Raw genomic sequence first — 17,889 nt, forward strand, 5'->3', positions numbered from 1 at the left:
CTTGCTACGCCCTCGCCGCCATAGCCGCTGCTTCCGCGGCAGCGCGCTGCATGCTGGTCGACATCTCGTTCGTCACCGTGCTCTGCTCTTCGATCGCGGCGGCGGTCGAGGTGACATATTCGCTGACGTTGTTGATCGCCTGCTTGATCGAGCTCAGCGCGCTGACGACATCGCCGGAAATGCCGTTGAGGCTGCCGATCTCCTGGCCGATCTTGTCGGTGGCCTGTTTCGCCTGGTTGGCGAGGCTCTTCACTTCGGACGCCACCACGGCAAAACCACGACCGGCTTCACCGGCGCGGGCGGATTCGATCGTGGCGTTCAGCGCCAGCAGGTTGATCTGGCCGGTGATGCTGTTGATCATCTCGACGATCCCGCTCATCGCCTGCGCGGCTTCGGTCAGACGTTGCGCCTGGGCATCGGCGGCGGCGACTTGATCCACGGCGCTCATCGCGGTCTCGCGCGACTTTGTCATTGCCTCGGAGATCTCGCGCACCGAAGCGTTGAGTTCCTCCGAACCGGCCGCGACGGATTCCATCATGCCGCGGACACGCTCGTTGCCCATGCGGACCAGCACCTGCTTGGTGGTGTCGGTGGCATATTTCACGACCTTGAACGGCTTGCCGTTGAGGTCGAAGATCGGATTGTAGGAGGCCTGGATATAGACTTCCTTGCCGCCCTTGCCGATGCGCTTGTATTCCCCGGCCTGATACTGACCGCGGTTGAGCGCGGCCCAGAACTCGCGATAGGCCGCGCCGTCGCGCTCACTGGGCTCCACGAACATGCTGTGATGCTTGCCCTTGATCTCGGCCAGCGAATAGCCGAGCGCGGTCAGGAAGTTGGCATTCGCGGTGTTGACCGTACCGTCCATGTTGAACTCGATCACGGCCTGCGCTTTGTCGATCGCCGCGATCTGACCGGCGAGATCGGCATTCTTCAGCTTCTCCGCAGTGATGTCGGTCGCGAACTTGACGACGCCGTAGGGTTTTCCGCTTTCGTCGAGCAGCGGATTGTAGGAAGCGAGGATCCAGACCTCCTTGCCGCCCTTGCCGATCCGTTTGAACTCTCCCGCCTGGTAGTCGCCGCGGTTGAGCGCGGCCCAGAATTCCCGATAGGCCGCGCCGTTGCGGTCAGCTTCTGCGACGAACAGGCTGTGGTGCTTGCCCTCGATCTCGGCAAGCGAATAGCCGAGCGCGTTGCAGAAATTCTCGTTGGCCGTGACGATGGTGCCATCGAGCTTGAACTCGATGACGGCCTGGGCGCGGCTGATGGCGGCGATCTTCGAAGCATCCGTCATGCTCCGGATTTTCTTCGCAGTGATGTCGGTCGCAATCTTGGCGACCATCACCGTCTTGCCGTCGCCGTCGAGCACCGGATTGTAGGACGCTTCGATCCAGACCTCGCGGCCGCCTTTCGCGATCCGTTTGAACTCCCGCGCCTGATACTCGCCGCGGTTCAATGCAGCCCAGAACGCCTTGTACTCGGCACTGTCGCGCTGGTCGGCCGGCACGAACATGGAATGATGCTTGCCCTGGATTTCGCCAAGCTGATAGCCGAGGGCGTCGAGAAAATTCTTGTTGGCCGTGATGATCGTGCCATCCAGATTGAATTCGATCATCGCCTGAGAGCGGCCGATAGCATCGAGCCGCGCTTGTGCATCAACCTGGGATTTGCGACCGAACATCAAAGAATCTCCATCTCGAAATTAGGTGGACAGCTCGTGGGGGAAGTGAACGTCGCGGCGACACAGCCGTACTCAAATCGACAATTCCCGCGAGTCCCCTGCACTCGGATGCAATCGGGACGGGTTCCGCGCTGACAACAGCGGAAGCGGGTACGCTCGGTTATTCGTAGATGAAAAGCGCGAAGAAAGTTCTAATGGACCTGTCGTAAACAGGCAGGAGCCGGCACCGCGGGACGCCTGCCGAGGGCGGCGCCAATCACGGGCGCAATTTGAAATGACACATGTCATTCAATGGCTTGTTCGAACGCGACACGATCTGCCGGCATCCCGGAACGGACTTTGCGCAGCGCGTTGTCGCGCTGATCCGTAGTCTCACGGTGACCGCGGCTTCATCGCGCGCCGGCCGATCCACCACAGCGTCAGATTCCACACCACGCAGGTTGCAAGCGCAAGACAAAGGCCTACCGGCGATCCAAATTCCACGACCGCAACGTGCATCACCGCGATCGCCATGCCGAATCCGAGTAGCCCCCAGGCTGAGTTGGAGAGCACGGCGGCGGTCGGCGGTCCGCCGATACGCGGATGCAGGATCACCATCATGCTGGAGAACACCACCGGATACAGCGCGATGACGCCGCTGATCCGCGGCCCGACCCAACCCGAGGTCGAGACGACGATGGCGACGAGAGTCGCGACGAGCGAGGCTCGCATCGGAATGTCGTACCAGCGGCGCGTCACCAGCGGCATCTTCACGTGGCGATAGCCTGACAGCAGCGGGATGCAAATACCGAACGCGACGAAATTCGCGGCGAGCCCGGCGATCAGGGTCCAGTCGAACATGCGGATGACCGAGGCCAGCGCGATCCAGAGCGCGACGGCGCTGCCGCAACTCACGACCAGACTATGCCGCTGCGCCAGCACGACATAGGTGAGAGCCATGAAGATCGTCGCGGCGTTGACCGGAAGGCTCGACAATGCGCCCTGGGCGATGAAGGCAGCGTCATGGTCAATGGCGAGGAAGACGTAGGAAGGACCGGCGGAGACCGGCAAGGTCGCGACCAGCGCGCCGATCACGGGGCCCGCGCGCTCGGTGATGAAGGACGCCGACACGACGAACGCCGCGGCGATCGCCATGCGCAGGAGGAGGAAGAGGATGAAGTGGAGATCGAGGGGCATTCTGTCTGTCATTCCGGGGCGCGCAAAGCGCGAGCCCGGAATCCGTAACCCCAGGCCATAGTGGTGAAGAGCTGGAGCAACGGCCGTCGAAATCACGACAGCCTGGGGTTATGGTTCCCGGACTCGCGCCAAGCGGCGCGCACCGGGACGACCCCGAATATCGGGTTACGACCTTCGCCTCACATCCTTTGCATGGACACCGAAACCTTCGGGCCGTTCTTGATGGTCTGGTAGACCACGCAATAGCGTTCGGTGAGCTTGAGCAGGAGGTCGAGCTTGTCCTGCGGTGCGTCGGTATCGACCTCGAAGCGGAGGCGTATCTCGGCGAAGCCGACTGGGGTTTCCTTGTCGATGCCGAGTGTGCCGCGGAAATCGAGATCGCCCTCGGCGTAGACGTTGCCGCTTCTGAGCGGCACCTCGATCGCTGTCGCGACCGATTTCAGCGTGACGCCGGCGCAGGCGACCAGCGCCTCGAGCAGCATGTCGCCGGAGCAGAGTTCGAGACCGGAGCCACCGGTCCCGGGATGCAGCCCGGCCATCGCGATGGCCCGGCCGGTCTCGACCTTGCAGGCGATGCCTTCACTGTCGGTCGAGCCCTTGGCCTTCAGCGTGATCAGCGCGGCCTTTGGATCGGTCTTGTAGCGCTCCTTGATCGGGGCCTGCATCTGGCGCAGCTCTGCGGCATCCATCGTGTTTTCTCCCTGACGTCCCGATGAGCGGTATAGGAGGCGATCGGTTTCGTGTCAGCCCATGATTGGTGGAAGCTGTCATGAGCAGCCGAGGGCGCAAGAGAGAAATTCGAATATATTCAGTATGTTACATCGGTCGATGTGATCGGCATTGGGGCCGACAGGCCTGCGCGGCCGAACTCGCCCCTCGTCCGTCCACGAATGTCTCGTGACAGCGCCTGCCACCTCTTATATCCGGTGAGACATGGACACCGTTGCGACTGAGCACAAACCAGAGGTGGATGATCGCTTCGACACTGCGCGGATCACCGCCGCGGTCGATGCGCTTGCCGAAAAGCATCAGGGACGCGAGGACGCGTTCCGCACCGCCATGGCGCAATTGCTCAAGACCGAGCTGATCGCGGCGCGCGCCGCGGCCCAGGCGATCCTGCTCAAGGACCGCCACGGCCGCCGCTGTGCCGAGCGGCTGTGCCACGTCCAGGACGAGATCATCCGCATCCTCTATTCGGCCGCGACCCGTCATCTCTACCGCTCCCCGATCCCGAGTGGCGCCGAGCGCATGGCGGTGGTGGCGACCGGCGGCTATGGCCGCGGCCTGATGGCCCCGGAGTCCGACATCGATCTCCTGTTCATCCTGCCCTACAAGCAGACCGCCTGGGGCGAGCAGGTCGCCGAGGCCATTCTCTACTGCCTCTGGGACATGGGCCTGAAGGTCGGCCACGCCACCCGCTCGGTCGATGAATCGATCCGCCAGGCGCGCGGCGACATGACCATCCGCACCGCCATCCTGGAGACACGCTTCCTCACCGGCGACAAGCCGCTCTATGACGAGCTGGTCGAGCGCTTCGACAAGGAGGTGGTGCAGGGTACCGCCTCCGAGTTCGTCACGGCCAAGCTCGCCGAACGCGAGGAACGCCACCGCCGCGGCGGGCAGTCGCGCTATCTGGTCGAGCCCAACGTCAAGGACGGCAAGGGCGCGCTGCGCGACCTGCACACGCTGTTCTGGATCGCCAAATACGTCTATCGGGTCCGCGATACCGACGAGCTGGTCGAGCGCGGGGTGTTCGATGCGCAGGAGTACCGCAGCTTCCGGCGCTGCGCCGATTTCCTCTGGTCGGTGCGATGCAATCTGCATTTCTACTGCAATCGCGCCGAAGAGCGTCTCTCCTTCGACCTCCAGCGCGAGATCGCCGTCAGGCTCGGCTATACCTCGCATCCCGGCATGCAGGACGTCGAGCGCTTCATGAAGCACTACTTCCTGGTCGCCAAGGAAGTCGGCAATCTCACAGCGATCCTGTGCGCCAAGCTCGAGGACCAGCAGGCCAAGCCGGCGCCGGTGCTGAGCCGGGTGATGGCACGGCTGCGCCCGACCGCCGCGAAACGGCGCGTCCCCGAGAGCGACGACTTCATCGTCGACAACAACCGCATCAACGTCGCCGCGCCCGACGTCTTCAAGCACGATCCGGTCAATCTGATCCGCATCTTCCGCCTGGCGCAGAAGAACAATCTCGCCTTCCATCCGGATGCGATGCGCGACGTGACGCGCTCGCTCGGCCTGATCAACGCGCAGATGCGCGAAAATCCAGAGGCCAACCGGCTGTTCATGGAGATCCTGACCTCCGACAATGCCGAGATCGTGCTGCGGCGGATGAACGAGACCGGCGTGCTCGGCCATTTCATCCGCGCTTTCGGCAAGATCGTCTCGATGATGCAGTTCAACATGTATCATCACTACACCGTCGACGAGCACCTGATCCGCTGCGTCGGCTTCCTCCAGGACATCGAGCGCGGCGGCATCGAGGAGTTCGCGCTCGCCAGCGACCTGATGCGCAAGATCCGGCCCGAACATCGCGCGGTGATCTACATCACGACGCTGCTGCACGACATCGCCAAGGGGCGGCCGGAGGATCACTCGATCGCAGGCGCCAAGGTCGCGCGACGGCTCTGTCCGCGGCTCGGCTTCAGCGCGGCGGATACCGAGCTCGTGGCCTGGCTGATCGAGGAGCATCTGACGATGTCGACGGTCGCGCAATCGCGCGATCTCTCGGACCGCAAGACCATCGAGAATTTTGCCGCCGTAGTGCAGTCGGTCGAGCAGATGAAGCTGCTGACAATCCTGACCACCGCCGACATCCGCGGCGTCGGCCCGGGCGTGTGGAACGGCTGGAAAGCGCAGCTCCTGCGCTCGCTCTATTATGAGACCGAGCCGGTGCTGACCGGCGGCTTCTCGGAGGTCGACCGGGGAAAACGTCTCACCGCCGCCTACGCCGAATTCCGCAATGCTTTCGCCGAGTGGCCGCCGGACGAGCTCGATGCCTATATCGGCCGGCACTACCCGGCCTACTGGCTCAAGGTCGAGCTGCCGCGAAAGATCCGCCACGCCCGCTTCGTGCGGTCGAGCGAACAGGCCGGCCACAAGCTCGCGATCAATGTCGGATTCGACGAGGTGCGCGGCGTCACCGAGCTGACGATCTTCGCCGCCGACCATCCCTGGCTGCTGTCGATCATCGCGGGTGCCTGCGCTTCGGCGGGCGCCAACATCGTCGACGCCCAGATCTACACCACGACCGACGGGCGCGCGCTGGATACGATCTCGATCTCGCGAGAATACGACCGCGACGAGGACGAGGGAAGGCGCGCCACCCGCATCGGCGAGATGATCGAGGACGTGCTGGAAGGCAAGCTGCGCCTGCCCGAAGTGGTGGCGCGTCGCACGGTGCGCAGCAAGGCAAAGCCGTTCGTGATCGAGCCGGAAGTGACCATCAACAACCAATGGTCCGATCGCTACACCGTGATCGAGGTCTCCGGCCTCGACCGCCCCGGCCTGCTCTACGAGCTGACCACGGCGATCTCCAAGCTCAACCTCAACATCGCTTCGGCCCATGTCGCGACCTTCGGCGAGCGCGCCCGCGACGTGTTCTACGTCACCGATTTGCTCGGCGCGCAGATCAACGCCCCGACCCGTCAGGCTGCGATCAAGAGCGCGCTGACGCATGTGATGGCCGGCGACAAGGCGGTCCAGCCGGCGGCGTAGAGATCCTAAACCTCCACGCCCTCGTGCCTGAGCAGCCAGCGCTTGCGCTCCAGCCCACCACCGTACTTCACCAGCGAGCCATCCGCGCCGATCAGGCGATGGCACGGCAACACCACGCTGATCGGGTTCGAGCCGTTGGCGTGGCCGACCGCCCTGATAGCCTTGGGCATCCCGATCTTTGCGGCGAGCGCGCCGTAGCTCATCGTGGTGCCGGCCGGAATCTTCGCCAGCGCCATCCAGACCTTTTGCTGGAACGGCGTTCCGGCAACGCGCCATTCGATACGCGCGAGCTGGCCGAGATCGCCCTCGAAGTAAGCCGACAGCGCAGCCTTCATCGCCGTCGGCGCAGCCTGATCGATCAGATCCACCGCGCCGTGATGCAGGCGCAGGAGCTCGCGCATGCGGTGCTCGTAGTCGTCCCAATCGAGCGCGCGCAGCGCACCGTCGACATCGGTGACGAGCAGCGCGATCCCGATCGGCGTCGACAGCCGATCGAGGCCGAAGCGTTCAGGCATCCTGGTTGATCGGGCGGGCATTGCGGCACCATCACCTTGAAACACGCCATCGCACTTGCCATGCAGGCCATGCTAACGTCCACCCGAAAGCTGACGCTTTTGGGGGGCTCAACTTGATTCTCATCGCCAATGTCCTGGTGGCGCTGGTCGCCGCGCTGCACACCTATTTCCTGATCCTGGAAATGTTTCTCTGGGACAAGCCGTTGGGCTTGAAGACATTTCGCAATACGCCTGAAAAGGCCGAGATCACCAAGGTGCTTGCCGGCAATCAGGGTCTCTACAATGGCTTCCTCGCCGCCGGCCTCATCTGGGGTCTGGTGCATGGCAATCCGGCCGTCGCGTTTCAGATCAAGGTGTTCTTCCTGCTCTGCGTGGTCGTGGCCGGTGCGTATGGTGCGGCGACCGTCAGCACGCGCATCCTGATCGTGCAGGCGCTGCCGGCCGCGGTCGCACTGGCCGCCTTGTTCCTGGCCTGAGACCTTGGTCTGAAACGCCACGGCGCCGCGCCGCGATCCTTGCGCGGCGGCGGACGTTCCTCCACAATCTTCGACAGCGATGGCGACCGTTGCAATCAACGGAAAAAGACCATCGACTGATAATTCCGTCAGGAGGAACAACCCAATATGACCAATCGCAGAGCCTTCCTAGCTGCCACGACGGCGCTCGCCGTCACCTTCTCCGCCGGCCAGGCCCTCGCACAGAAGAAATACGACACAGGTGCGAGCGACACCGAGATCAAGATCGGCCAGACCGTGCCGTTCTCCGGCCCCTATTCGGTCTACGCCAACATCGGCAAGACCCAGGCCGCCTATTTCAAGATGATCAACGACCAGGGCGGCATCAACGGCCGCAAGATCAACCTGATCCAGTATGACGACGCGTATTCGCCGCCGAAGACGGTCGAGCAGGTGCGCAAGCTGGTCGAAGGCGATGAGGTCCTCTTCACCTTCCAGCTGATCGGCACGGCCGCGAACGCCGCCGTGCAAAAATATCTCAACGGCAAGAAGGTGCCGCAGCTGCTCGCCTCGACCGGTGCCGAGCGCTTCAACGATCCGAAGAACTATCCCTGGAGCATGGCGTACAATCCCAACTACGTATCCGAGGGACGGATCTACGCGAAGTACATTCTCAAGGAGCATCCGAACGCCAAGATCGGCGTGCTCTACCAGAACGACGACATGGGCCGCGACTATCTCGCCGGCCTCAAGAGCGGCCTCGGCGACAAGGCCGCCAACATGATCGTCGGCGAGGTGTCCTACGAGGTCACCGATCCGACAGTGGATTCACAGGTGGTCAAGCTGAAGTCGATGGGTGTCGACGTGTTCTTCGATGCCTCGACGCCGAAATTCGCGGCACAGGCGATCAAGAAGCTCGCCGACCTCGGCTGGACGCCGGTGCACATCCTCGACATCAATGCGAGCCCGATCTCGGCCACGCTGAAGCCGGCCGGCCTCGACATTTCCAAGGGCATCATCTCGACCCAGTATGGCAAGGAGCCCGGCGACCCGCAGTGGAAGGACGATCCCGGCGTAAAGGCATTCTTCGCGTTCATGGACAAATATTTCCCCGAAGGCGACAAGCTCAACACCGTCAACACCTACGCGTATTCGGTGGCGGAGTTGCTGGTTCAGGTGCTGAAACAGTGCGGCGACGACCTGACGCGCGAGAACGTCATGAAGCAGGCCGCCAGCATCAAGAACTTCACTCCCAGCCTGGCGCTGCCTGGCATCAAGATCAACACCGGCGCCGACGACTACCGCGTCAACAAGCAGATGCAGATGATGAAGTTCAACGGCGAGCGCTGGGAACTGTTCGGCCCCATCATCGAGGGCTCGAGCCCGGCGGGTTAGTCGAACAGCTCTGAAATGCCATCGGCGGCCTGCGGGCCGCCGATTTGTCTGAGACGTCTATTTCGGCACCTCGCCGAAATTCTTGCCCACCGGCAGCACCGCGTGGCGGATCAGGCGGGAATCCTCCACCGCGGCCTGGCGATGCTTCACCGCCTCGCGATAGACGGGATCGCGGATCATCTCGACGAAGGCGGCGACATCAGGATATTCGGCGATGAAGCAGTGGTCCCAGCGCTCGTCCTGCGGACCGATCAGCATCAGCTCGAACCGGCCCTGCCAGATGATGCGGCCGCCGAGGCGCTCGAACACCGGCCCGCTCTCGCGACCGTAGGCCGCATAGGCTTCGGCGCCGCTGGCCTTGCGGCCGTCGGGATAGGCCGCCTCCTTTCGCAAGCGCACCAGATTGAGCATGTGAATCGGACCCGGGCGATCGTTCTCCCGGAATTGCGCGAAGATCTCCTTGGTCGGATCGATGTGGCCCATGCGAACTCCCTTTGTTTTATGGCCGCGATCCTAGCGCTGCCGCCCCATGAGCGGAACTGCGGCCTCGGAATGCCGCATCTCCTAATCAGACGTTAAGCACGGGGTAACCGGGCCTTAAACAGCGACCGCTAGCGTGCGGCGGGGCGGGTGACCGGGCGTTTTGCGTATGGGGTCGGCAAAGAAAAAGGGTGGGCGGAAGGAGCCGCTGTTCGGCTTGCCCGCGGCGCTCGCCGATCTGCGCCTGACAGCGGCAGACCGCATTCCCGGCGGCGGCGACGACAAGCCGAAAAAGTCCTCCGGTAAGCGCAAGAGCGATCCGCCCGACGACGAGCCGCCGCGCGAGCGCAAGGCGCCGGCAAGCCGCAGCGGTGCCAAGCGCCGGTCGAAATCATCCATCGGCGCCGGCCTCGGCCGCCTCGTCTATTGGGGCGCGGTGCTGAGCTTGTGGGGCGTCATCGCCGTGATCGGCGTCGTGATCTGGGTCGGCGCCCATCTGCCGCCGATCCAGTCGCTGGAGATTCCCAAACGCCCGCCGACGATCCAGATCGTCGGCATCGACGGCACCCTGCTGGCGCAGCGCGGCGAGATGGCCGGCGCCAACGTGTCACTGAAGGATTTGCCGCCCTATCTGCCCAAGGCCTTCATTGCGATCGAAGACCGCCGCTTCTATTCGCATTTCGGCATCGACCCGGTCGGCATCCTGCGCGCCCTCGTCACCAACGTGCTTCACCGCGGCGTCTCGCAGGGCGGCTCGACCTTGACGCAGCAGCTTGCGAAAAACCTGTTCCTGACCCAGGAGCGCACCATGCAGCGCAAGCTGCAGGAGGCGGAGCTCGCGATCTGGCTCGAACGCAAGCACTCCAAGAACGAGATCCTGGAGCTCTATCTCAACCGCGTCTATTTCGGCTCCGGCGCCTACGGCGTGGAAGCGGCTGCGCAGAAATATTTTGGCAAGTCGGCGAAGAACGTAACCATCGCGGAAGCCGCGATGCTGGCCGGCCTCGTCAAATCGCCCTCGCGGCTCGCGCCGAACCGCAATCCGGAAGGCGCGGAGGCGCGGGCGCAGGTCGTGCTCGCGGCGATGGCGGACGCCAAATTCATCACCGAGGCACAGGCGCAGGCCTCGATCGGCCATCCATCCTATGTCGTGAAGCCGGTCGGCGCCGGCACCGTCAACTACGTCGCCGACTGGATCGGCGAGGTGCTGGACGATCTGGTGGGACAGATCGACGACAGCATCAAGGTCGAGACCACGATCGATCCGAAACTCCAGGCCGTGGCGGAAACCGCCGTGATCGACGAGCTCGCGGCCAAGAGCGTGAAGTTCAATGTCAGCCAGGGCGCGCTGGTGGCGATGACGCCCGACGGCGCCGTGCGCGCCATGGTGGGCGGGCGGAACTATTCCGAGAGCCAGTACAACCGCGCGGTCACGGCCAAGCGCCAGCCGGGCTCCTCGTTCAAGCCGTTCGTCTATCTGACGGCGATGGAGCAAGGCCTCACCCCCGACACCGTCCGGCAGGACGCGCCGATCGAGGTCAAGGGCTGGAAGCCTGAGAACTACACGCATGAATATTTCGGCCCCGTGACGCTGACGCAGGCGCTGGCGATGTCGCTCAACACCGTCGCCATCCGCCTCGGCCTCGAGGTCGGACCGAAGAACGTGGTTCGCACCGCGCACAGGCTCGGCATCTCCTCGAAGCTCGAGCCCAACGCCTCGATCGCGCTCGGCACCTCGGAAGTCTCGGTGGTCGAGCTGGTCGGTGCCTATGCGCCGTTCGCCAATGGCGGCTTCGCAGCGACCCCGCATGTGGTGACGCGGATCAAGACGCTCGACGGCAAGCTGCTCTACATGCGTCAACCGGACGAGCATAATCAGGTGGTCGAACCGCGCTATGTCGGCATGATGAACACGATGATGCGCGAGACGCTGATCTCGGGCACCGCCAAGAAGGCCGAGATTCCCGGCTGGCAGGCGGCCGGCAAGACCGGCACCAGCCAGGATTATCGCGACGCCTGGTTCATCGGCTACACCTCCAACCTCGTCACCGGCGTCTGGCTCGGCAATGACGACAACTCGCCGACCAGGAAGGCGACCGGCGGCGGCCTGCCGGTGGAGGTCTGGACCCGCTTCATGCGCGCGGCGCACGAAGGCGTGCAGGTCGCCGCCTTGCCGAACCTGCAGAGCAATTGGGGACCATCGAACCTGGCGCAGATCTCATCGCAGATCTCGCCGCCGACGCAGCTGGCGCCCACGCCTGGCTATGCGCCCGGCCCCGCTCCTGCGCCGGTCAGCAATGGCGGCTATCGTGCGCCACCGCCGACACGCGCCAATGTACGGCCGGAAGCAGCTGCGGGACTTGATGGCTGGCTGATGGACCGGTTGTTCGGCGGGAATCGTTAGGCGTCAGAATAAGAACGCGAAAACAACCCCATGCACAGTAGCCGGAGGTTGCGGCGGGATGCGCGGTGGACGTTTGGAGGTCGTTGATCTGGCTGACGGATCGGCGGCCGTGACGCAAAGCGCGCCATGCTTGCCTCAAACTCCGCTGTCATTGCCCGCGAAAGCGGGCAATTCAGTACGCCGCGGCGTCTCGGATTAACGACAACTGTCTCTGGAATACCGGGTCGCCCGGTCAAGCCGGGCGACGACACTGTGTGTTGGGCGAGCAGCGCGCCCTAATCCTCGACCCCATAGCGGTGCAGATCATTGCCGCAGGTGTCGAGCCACTTCTTGGCGCGCTCCATCGAGGGGCAGATCTTGCCGCAGACGCGCCAGAACCGGGCCGAGTGGTTCATCTCGACCAGATGCGCCACTTCATGCGCGGCGAGATAGTCGAGCACGAAGGGCGGCGCGAGGATCAGGCGCCAGGAGAACGACAGCGAGCCGGCCGAGGTGCACGAGCCCCAGCGGCTGGACTGATCGCGGATCGAGAGCCGCTTCACCTTGACGCCGAGCTCGGCGGCATGGGTCTCCGCCGAACGCTGCAGGTCGCGGCGCGCTTCGCGCTTGAGGAAGTCGCCGACGCGGCGATCGACATGCTCGAGCCCGCCGGCGACGCAGAGAATTTTCTCGCCGCTATCGCGCGTCTCGGTCCACACCGTGCCGCGCTGTCCGGCGCGATGCACGATGCGATGAGGGACGCCGCGCAGCGGTATCACTGTGCCAGGCTGGAACGGCGCGGCCTTCGGCAAACGACCAAGACGCGCGGCAATCCACGCGCCGTGACGCTGCGCGAAGTCCTTGGCGTCGGCGAGCGTGCCGCGCGGCGGCATGGTGAGGATGGCTTCGCGGTCGCTTGGATGAATTCTGAGCGTGTATCGGCGCGCGCGTCTGTGCCGGCGCAATCGGATGGCAAAAAACTGCGATCCGTGGGTGATGACGAGGGTCTTCGGTTCGTGGGGCCGACGATAAAGGAGTGCGCGAGTGGCCATGTCTGTCAGTCCGGGGGGCAGGAGAGCGCCCGGATTCTGCCATAACCGCCGCCATGGAAAGCGCTCGGCGCAAAAACAAATCATTTGCCCAATATACAGCGGTCAGGCGTCCGGGAGACCCTACAGACTGGGGTTGGAACCGGCTTTTTTCGCCCCCGCTGGACGCATGCGACACCCCCAAGGGGTGAGGATAGACTCACTCCTAGAGAGCTACCTAAATACCGCGAATCTGGAGGGAACTCCCCCTGCCGAAGGCTCCGCCCGGGGGCGAAATCTTCGACGGGAAAGCCGAAATGCGAGCACTATTCAGCCGCGCGCGCCTGCAGTGAGCTCGGATTGGCCGCCGAAACCATGAAGTCATGGATGCGTGGCACGATCTCCGACTTGAAGCGCGAGCCGTTGAACACGCCGTAATGTCCAACGCCCTTCTGCACGTAATGAACGCGGCGATGATCGGGGATTGCACTGCATAGCGCGTGCGTCGCTTCGGTCTGACCGAGCCCCGAGATGTCGTCGTTCTCGCCTTCCACCGTCATCAAGGCAACGCGCGTCACCTTGCTGGGATCGACGCGTGTTCCGCGATGGGTCATCTCGCCCTTCGGAAGCGAGTGCTTCACGAATACCGTATCGACCGTCTGCAGGTAATATTCGGCCGAGAGATCCATCACCGCGAGATATTCATCGTAGAATTCGCGATGCTTGTCGACGAGGTCACCGTCGCCCTTCACCAGATTGGCGAACAGCTGCTTGTGAGCATCCATGTGCCGGTCCAGGTTCATGCTGATGAACCCGTTGAGCTGCAGGAAGCCCGGATAGACGTCGCGCATCATGCCCGGATGCGGGAAGGGCACCTTGGTAATGACGTGATTGCGGAACCAGTCGATGCCGCGCTCCTGCGCGAGGTTGTTCACCGCAGTCGGATTGCGGCGCGTGTCGATCGGACCGCCCATCAGCGTCATCGAGGTCGGCACGAAGGGATCGCGCCGCGCTTCCATGACCGAGACGGCCGCGACGACGGGCACGGAGGGTTGGCACACCGCCATCACGTGGGTGTTGCCGCCGAGGACATGCAGCATCTCGATGACGTAATCGATGTAATCGTCGAGATCGAAGCGGCCTTCGCTCAAAGGCACCATCCGGGCATCGGCCCAATCGGTGATGTAGACCTCGTGCGCCGGCAGGAACGCTTCGACCGTGCCGCGCAGCAGCGTCGCGTAGTGGCCGGACATCGGCGCGACGATCAGCACACGCGGCTGCGGGCTGCGCAACGGGCGCGCGAACTTGCGATCGAAATAGAGCAGCCGGCAGAACGGCTTTTCCCACACCGAACGAACCTCGACGGGAACCCGGATGCCGTTGACCTCGGTATCGTCGAGGCCCCATTCCGGCTTGCCGTAGCGGCGCGTGGTGCGCTCGAACAATTCGCAGGCCGCGGCGACCGACTTGCCGACCTCGGTGCGCGCCCAGGGATTGAGGGGATTCTGAAACAGGAGCTTGGTCGCGTCGGTGACCGCGCGTGCCGGATTGAGAGAGGCGTGCGCCATCTCGTACATCCAGTACATCGGCGTGGTCAGAACCGGGCTGCCTTCTGCTGCCAGGGGCGGTGCGCCGCCAAACTCACCAATAGGCATCGCTATATTCCTCTTCGCATCGCAGCATACTGCCGAATGCGTAATATTGCGTCAATGCATGGTTCCGTACATCTACGTAGCCAGGACGGCCAAATCAGCGGGAATCCACGAGAAAGTGACGTTATTCGCCGCTCGACAGCAGCGAGCCGTGCATCTTGGCGCTGCGCAACAGGGCAAGGAATGCCCAAAACGAAGCAGCCAGGAGGCAGGCGTTGATCGCCAACGCCTCCAGCATGAGATCGGTCCTGAAGCTGTTCTCGATCAGCAGCGCGCGCATCCCCTCGAACACGTAAGTCGGCGGCAGCGCCCAGGCGACGTATTGCAGCCAGCCCGGCAGCACGCTGACCGGATAGTAGATGCAGGCAAGCGGCATGATCGCGAACATCAACGTCCAGACGATGCTCTCGGCGCCAAGGCCGTTTCGCAACACCAGGCCCGAGACGAAGATGCCGACCGACCAGCTGGTGAAGATCAGGTTGCAGAAGAACGCGATCAGCGGCAGGCCGAGGCTGTAGACATTGAAATGAAAGAAGATCAGCGCAAGCAGCGTCATCGGGATGATACCGATCGCGAGCCGGATCAGGCTCATGACGGTCAGCGAGAGCAGAAACTCGATCGGCTTCAACGGGCTCATCATGAGGTTGCCGAGATTGCGCGCCCACATCTCCTCCAGGAAGGAGATGGAGAAGCCGAGCTGGCCGCGAAACAGGATGTCCCAGAGGATGACGGCGCCGATCAACGTGCCGCCGGCGCGCGCAAAGAAGCTGGCGTTTTGCGCGATGTAGTACTGGATGAAGCCCCAGGTGATGACCTGGAGCGCCGGCCAGTACAACAGCTCGAGCAGCCGCGGCCAGGACGACAACAGCAGGTACCAGTAGCGCAGGATCATCGCGCCAATGCGGTGGCCGGAGATGCCGCCAGTTAAAGAGATCTCAGTCATGATCGCTCCGCTGGCTGCCCAAGCCGTCATTGCGAAGAGCTCTTGCGACGAAGCAATCCAGAATCTTTCCGCGGGCAGACTCTGAATTGCTTCGCTGCGCTCGCAATGACGAGGGAAGCATCACGAGTCCTCTCATCTTGCCCCCTCCTTCGCCCCATTGCTCCGCCCGCGCGCGACATCGAGGAACACTTCTTCCAGCGTGGTGCGGTTGTAGCGGGCCATGATGGCGTCGGGCGTGTCGTCGTCCTCGACGCGGCCACGCTTCATGATGATGACGCGGTCGCACAGACGTTCGACCTCGAGCATGTTGTGCGAGGCCAGGAGGATGGTGGCGTTGTTGTCCTTGCGGTAGCGCTCCAGATGCGCCCGCACCCAGTCGGCCGTATCGGGATCGAGCGAGGCGGTCGGCTCGTCCAGCAAGAGCAGCTCGGGTTGGTTGATCAGCGCCTTCGCCAGCGCGACGCGGGTCTTCTGGCCGGCGGAGAGCTTGCCGTTGGCACGGTCGATGAAATCGTTCAGATCAAGCTCGGCAGCCAGTTTTGAGATGCGGTCGGCAAGGTCCTTCACGGCGTAGAGCTTGCCGAAAATGGTGAGGTTCTGCCGCACCGTGAGCCGCATCGGCATGTCGACATAGGGGCTCTCGAAATTCATCCGCCCCAGCACCTCGGCGCTTTGCTCCGGCATGGCGTGGCCGAGCACGCGGACGCGGCCGGAGGTCGGCAGCACCAAGCCCATGATCATCGCGATGGTGGTGGTCTTGCCAGCGCCGTTGCCGCCCAAGAGTCCGGTGATGCTGCCGCGCGGAAGCGAAAAGGAGATGCCGTCCACCGCACGGGTCTGCTTGTAGACCTTGACGAGGCGATCGACCGCGATGGCCGCGGACGAAATGCCATCCGCGACAGTCGGCCGGCTTGAAGCATTGTCATTCCCGGTCATGCTAGAGGCGTTCTTCTGCCATTGCGCGGTGGAGCGCAAGACTTGATTGACTTGAAGCCGACAGCTCGCAACCAGACCGGATGCGGGCCCGCGTGTTTGTGATCGGACACGCGCACCGCTAGATTGGCCTGCCATGACCGAGACCTCAGCCTCCGACTTCCGCCCGTCGCAACGACACATCCGCCTGGATACGATCCTGCGGCTGCGCTGGCTCGCGGTGCTGGGCCAGTTAGCTGCGATCTTCGTCGTGGCGCAGGGGCTCGAATTCGACGTCGAGATCGTGCCTTGCGTCAGCATCATCGGCCTATCGGCCGTGCTCAACCTTGTGCTCCAGACCGCGGTGAACCCGATGCGGCGGCTGGAGCCGATCCAGGCGGCCGGACTGCTGGCGCTGAACATCGTGGAACTGGCCGCGCTGCTGTTCTTCACTGGCGGATTGCAGAACCCGTTCTCGTTCCTGTTCCTGGCGCCGGTCCTGATCGCCGCGACCGCGTTGCCGGCGCGGCTGACCTTCGGCCTCGGCATCCTGGCCGTGGCCTGCGCCTCGATCCTGTTCTTCGTTCATTTCCCGCTGCCGTGGGATGCGGAAGATCCCGTCGTGCTGCCGCCGATCTATCTGGTCGGCGTCTGGCTTTCGATCGTGCTCGCGATCGGCGTCACCAGCCTCTATTCGTTCCAGGTGACCGAGGAGGCGCGCAAGCTTGCCGACGCGCTCGCGGCCACCGAGCTGGTGCTGACGCGCGAGCAGCACCTGACCCAGATCGACGGCCTCGCCGCGGCCGCCGCGCACGAGCTCGGCACGCCGCTCGCCACCATCTTCCTGATCGCGCGCGAGCTGGAGAAGACGGTGAAGGACCCGAGTTTCGCCGGCGACCTCAAGACCTTGCGCGAACAGACGCAGCGTTGCCGCGACATATTGAGCAAGATCACCCAGCTCTCCTCGACGGGCGCGCCATTCGACCGCATGAAGCTGTCCGAGCTGATCGAGGAGGTGGTGGCGCCGCACCGCGATTTCGGCGTCGAGATCAAGGTGCGGATCGCGGTGACCGCCGCAGCCGAGCCGGTCGGCTCGCGCAATCCGGCGGTGCTCTACGGGGTCGGCAACATCGTCGAGAATGCCGTCGACTTCGCGCGCACTACCGTGGAAGTGAATGCATGGTGGAACAACGACACCATCGAGATCGTGATCTCCGACGACGGCCCCGGCATACCGCCCGACCTCATGAAACGGATCGGCGAGCCTTATCTGTCGCGGCGACGAACCCAGGATTCCGGCGGAGGCCTGGGGCTCGGGGTGTTCATCGCCCGAACGCTTCTCGAACGCACCGGCGCCAAGGTCTCGTTTACCAACAGGACGTTTCCGGAACACGGCGCCGTGGTGCAGATCGCGTGGCCGCGCGAGCGATTTGAGGCTATCGAGAGCCTCGAGGAAACAATAGGATAGGCGCGACCTTGCGTCGCACGTGAGGCCCGATCGACTATTGGCGGCCTTGGCACCGCCGGATTGCGACGCCATATATAG

At 63.6% G+C, this 17,889-nt stretch carries 14 protein-coding genes; 5 read left to right on the plus strand and 9 right to left on the minus strand.

The genetic code is table 11. The features are described 5' to 3' along the window. Window positions 1-4 precede the first annotated feature (4 nt). The 3 genes from X265_RS35300 to X265_RS35310 all read right to left on the minus strand — a co-directional run bounded on the left by X265_RS35300 (window position 5) and on the right by X265_RS35310 (window position 3,546). Window positions 5-1,681, minus strand: a complete 1,677-nt coding sequence (locus tag X265_RS35300; RefSeq protein WP_128969022.1) for a methyl-accepting chemotaxis protein — start codon at window positions 1,679-1,681, stop codon at window positions 5-7. A 372-nt stretch (window positions 1,682-2,053) separates the two neighbouring features. Further along, the gene (locus X265_RS35305) at window positions 2,054-2,857 is read right to left on the minus strand and encodes a hypothetical protein (protein WP_128969023.1); all 804 of its coding nucleotides are present in this window, start codon (window positions 2,855-2,857) and stop codon (window positions 2,054-2,056) included. A 179-nt stretch (window positions 2,858-3,036) separates the two neighbouring features. Next, window positions 3,037-3,546 (minus strand): OsmC family protein, encoded by a 510-nt coding sequence (locus X265_RS35310; protein WP_128969024.1) that lies wholly within the window; start codon window positions 3,544-3,546, stop codon window positions 3,037-3,039. Window positions 3,547-3,790: 244 nt separating this feature from the next. On the opposite strand from X265_RS35310, the gene X265_RS35315 reads away from it, so the two are divergent. Then, on the plus strand, window positions 3,791-6,580 hold the full coding sequence (locus tag X265_RS35315; protein ID WP_128969025.1) for a [protein-PII] uridylyltransferase: 2,790 nt from the start codon (window positions 3,791-3,793) through the stop codon (window positions 6,578-6,580). A 5-nt stretch (window positions 6,581-6,585) separates the two neighbouring features. On the opposite strand, the gene X265_RS35320 is transcribed toward X265_RS35315, so the two are convergent. Next, the gene (locus tag X265_RS35320; protein WP_128969026.1) at window positions 6,586-7,116 is read right to left on the minus strand and encodes a methylated-DNA--[protein]-cysteine S-methyltransferase; all 531 of its coding nucleotides are present in this window, start codon (window positions 7,114-7,116) and stop codon (window positions 6,586-6,588) included. Between the two features lie 92 nt (window positions 7,117-7,208). Between X265_RS35320 and X265_RS35325 the strand changes: the two genes are divergently transcribed. Both X265_RS35325 and X265_RS35330 read left to right on the plus strand, forming a co-directional pair. Further along, on the plus strand, window positions 7,209-7,571 hold the full coding sequence (locus X265_RS35325; protein WP_164938952.1) for a DUF1304 domain-containing protein: 363 nt from the start codon (window positions 7,209-7,211) through the stop codon (window positions 7,569-7,571). A gap of 147 nt (window positions 7,572-7,718) precedes the next feature. Next, on the plus strand, window positions 7,719-8,945 hold the full coding sequence (locus X265_RS35330) for an ABC transporter substrate-binding protein (RefSeq protein ID WP_128969027.1): 1,227 nt from the start codon (window positions 7,719-7,721) through the stop codon (window positions 8,943-8,945). Window positions 8,946-9,002: 57 nt separating this feature from the next. Here X265_RS35330 and X265_RS35335 read toward each other — a convergent pair whose 3' ends face one another. Continuing rightward, a complete protein-coding gene (locus X265_RS35335) occupies window positions 9,003-9,428 on the minus strand; it encodes a DUF1330 domain-containing protein (protein ID WP_128969028.1) in 426 nt (141 codons plus the stop codon). A 166-nt stretch (window positions 9,429-9,594) separates the two neighbouring features. On the opposite strand from X265_RS35335, the gene X265_RS35340 reads away from it, so the two are divergent. Beyond that, complete coding sequence (locus X265_RS35340) at window positions 9,595-11,829, plus strand: transglycosylase domain-containing protein (protein ID WP_128969029.1); 2,235 nt, start codon at window positions 9,595-9,597, stop codon at window positions 11,827-11,829. A 275-nt stretch (window positions 11,830-12,104) separates the two neighbouring features. Here X265_RS35340 and X265_RS35345 read toward each other — a convergent pair whose 3' ends face one another. The 4 genes from X265_RS35345 to X265_RS35360 all read right to left on the minus strand — a co-directional run bounded on the left by X265_RS35345 (window position 12,105) and on the right by X265_RS35360 (window position 16,367). Further along, a complete protein-coding gene (locus X265_RS35345) occupies window positions 12,105-12,944 on the minus strand; it encodes a M48 family metallopeptidase (RefSeq protein ID WP_128969030.1) in 840 nt (279 codons plus the stop codon). A 218-nt stretch (window positions 12,945-13,162) separates the two neighbouring features. Continuing rightward, complete coding sequence (locus X265_RS35350; RefSeq protein WP_128969031.1) at window positions 13,163-14,491, minus strand: polyhydroxyalkanoate depolymerase; 1,329 nt, start codon at window positions 14,489-14,491, stop codon at window positions 13,163-13,165. A gap of 121 nt (window positions 14,492-14,612) precedes the next feature. Further along, entirely contained in the window at window positions 14,613-15,431 is an 819-nt protein-coding gene (locus tag X265_RS35355) for an ABC transporter permease (protein ID WP_128969032.1), read from the minus strand. Window positions 15,432-15,563: 132 nt separating this feature from the next. Next, window positions 15,564-16,367: an ABC transporter ATP-binding protein gene (locus X265_RS35360; protein ID WP_128969033.1), complete on the minus strand. Its 804-nt coding sequence runs from the start codon at window positions 16,365-16,367 to the stop codon at window positions 15,564-15,566. A gap of 133 nt (window positions 16,368-16,500) precedes the next feature. Here X265_RS35360 and X265_RS35365 point away from each other — a divergent pair, with 133 nt between their 5' ends. Then, on the plus strand, window positions 16,501-17,811 hold the full coding sequence (locus X265_RS35365) for an ActS/PrrB/RegB family redox-sensitive histidine kinase (protein WP_128969034.1): 1,311 nt from the start codon (window positions 16,501-16,503) through the stop codon (window positions 17,809-17,811). Window positions 17,812-17,889 lie beyond the last annotated feature (78 nt).

Source organism: Bradyrhizobium guangdongense (assembly GCF_004114975.1).
Lineage (GTDB): Bacteria > Pseudomonadota > Alphaproteobacteria > Rhizobiales > Xanthobacteraceae > Bradyrhizobium > Bradyrhizobium guangdongense.

Excerpts from the sequence above, each read along its gene's own strand:
- X265_RS35300 (WP_128969022.1), bottom strand. The coding sequence starts at position 1,681 with ATGTTCGGTCGCAAATCCCAGGTTGATGCACAAGCGCGGCTCGATGCT.
- X265_RS35305 (WP_128969023.1), bottom strand. The coding sequence starts at position 2,857 with ATGCCCCTCGATCTCCACTTCATCCTCTTCCTCCTCCTGCGCATGGCG.
- X265_RS35310 (WP_128969024.1), bottom strand. The coding sequence starts at position 3,546 with ATGGATGCCGCAGAGCTGCGCCAGATGCAGGCCCCGATCAAGGAGCGC.
- X265_RS35315 (WP_128969025.1), top strand. The coding sequence starts at position 3,791 with ATGGACACCGTTGCGACTGAGCACAAACCAGAGGTGGATGATCGCTTC.
- X265_RS35320 (WP_128969026.1), bottom strand. The coding sequence starts at position 7,116 with ATGCCCGCCCGATCAACCAGGATGCCTGAACGCTTCGGCCTCGATCGG.
- X265_RS35330 (WP_128969027.1), top strand. The coding sequence starts at position 7,719 with ATGACCAATCGCAGAGCCTTCCTAGCTGCCACGACGGCGCTCGCCGTC.
- X265_RS35335 (WP_128969028.1), bottom strand. The coding sequence starts at position 9,428 with ATGGGCCACATCGATCCGACCAAGGAGATCTTCGCGCAATTCCGGGAG.
- X265_RS35340 (WP_128969029.1), top strand. The coding sequence starts at position 9,595 with ATGGGGTCGGCAAAGAAAAAGGGTGGGCGGAAGGAGCCGCTGTTCGGC.
- X265_RS35345 (WP_128969030.1), bottom strand. The coding sequence starts at position 12,944 with ATGATTTGTTTTTGCGCCGAGCGCTTTCCATGGCGGCGGTTATGGCAG.
- X265_RS35350 (WP_128969031.1), bottom strand. The coding sequence starts at position 14,491 with ATGCCTATTGGTGAGTTTGGCGGCGCACCGCCCCTGGCAGCAGAAGGC.
- X265_RS35355 (WP_128969032.1), bottom strand. The coding sequence starts at position 15,431 with ATGACTGAGATCTCTTTAACTGGCGGCATCTCCGGCCACCGCATTGGC.
- X265_RS35360 (WP_128969033.1), bottom strand. The coding sequence starts at position 16,367 with ATGACCGGGAATGACAATGCTTCAAGCCGGCCGACTGTCGCGGATGGC.
- X265_RS35365 (WP_128969034.1), top strand. The coding sequence starts at position 16,501 with ATGACCGAGACCTCAGCCTCCGACTTCCGCCCGTCGCAACGACACATC.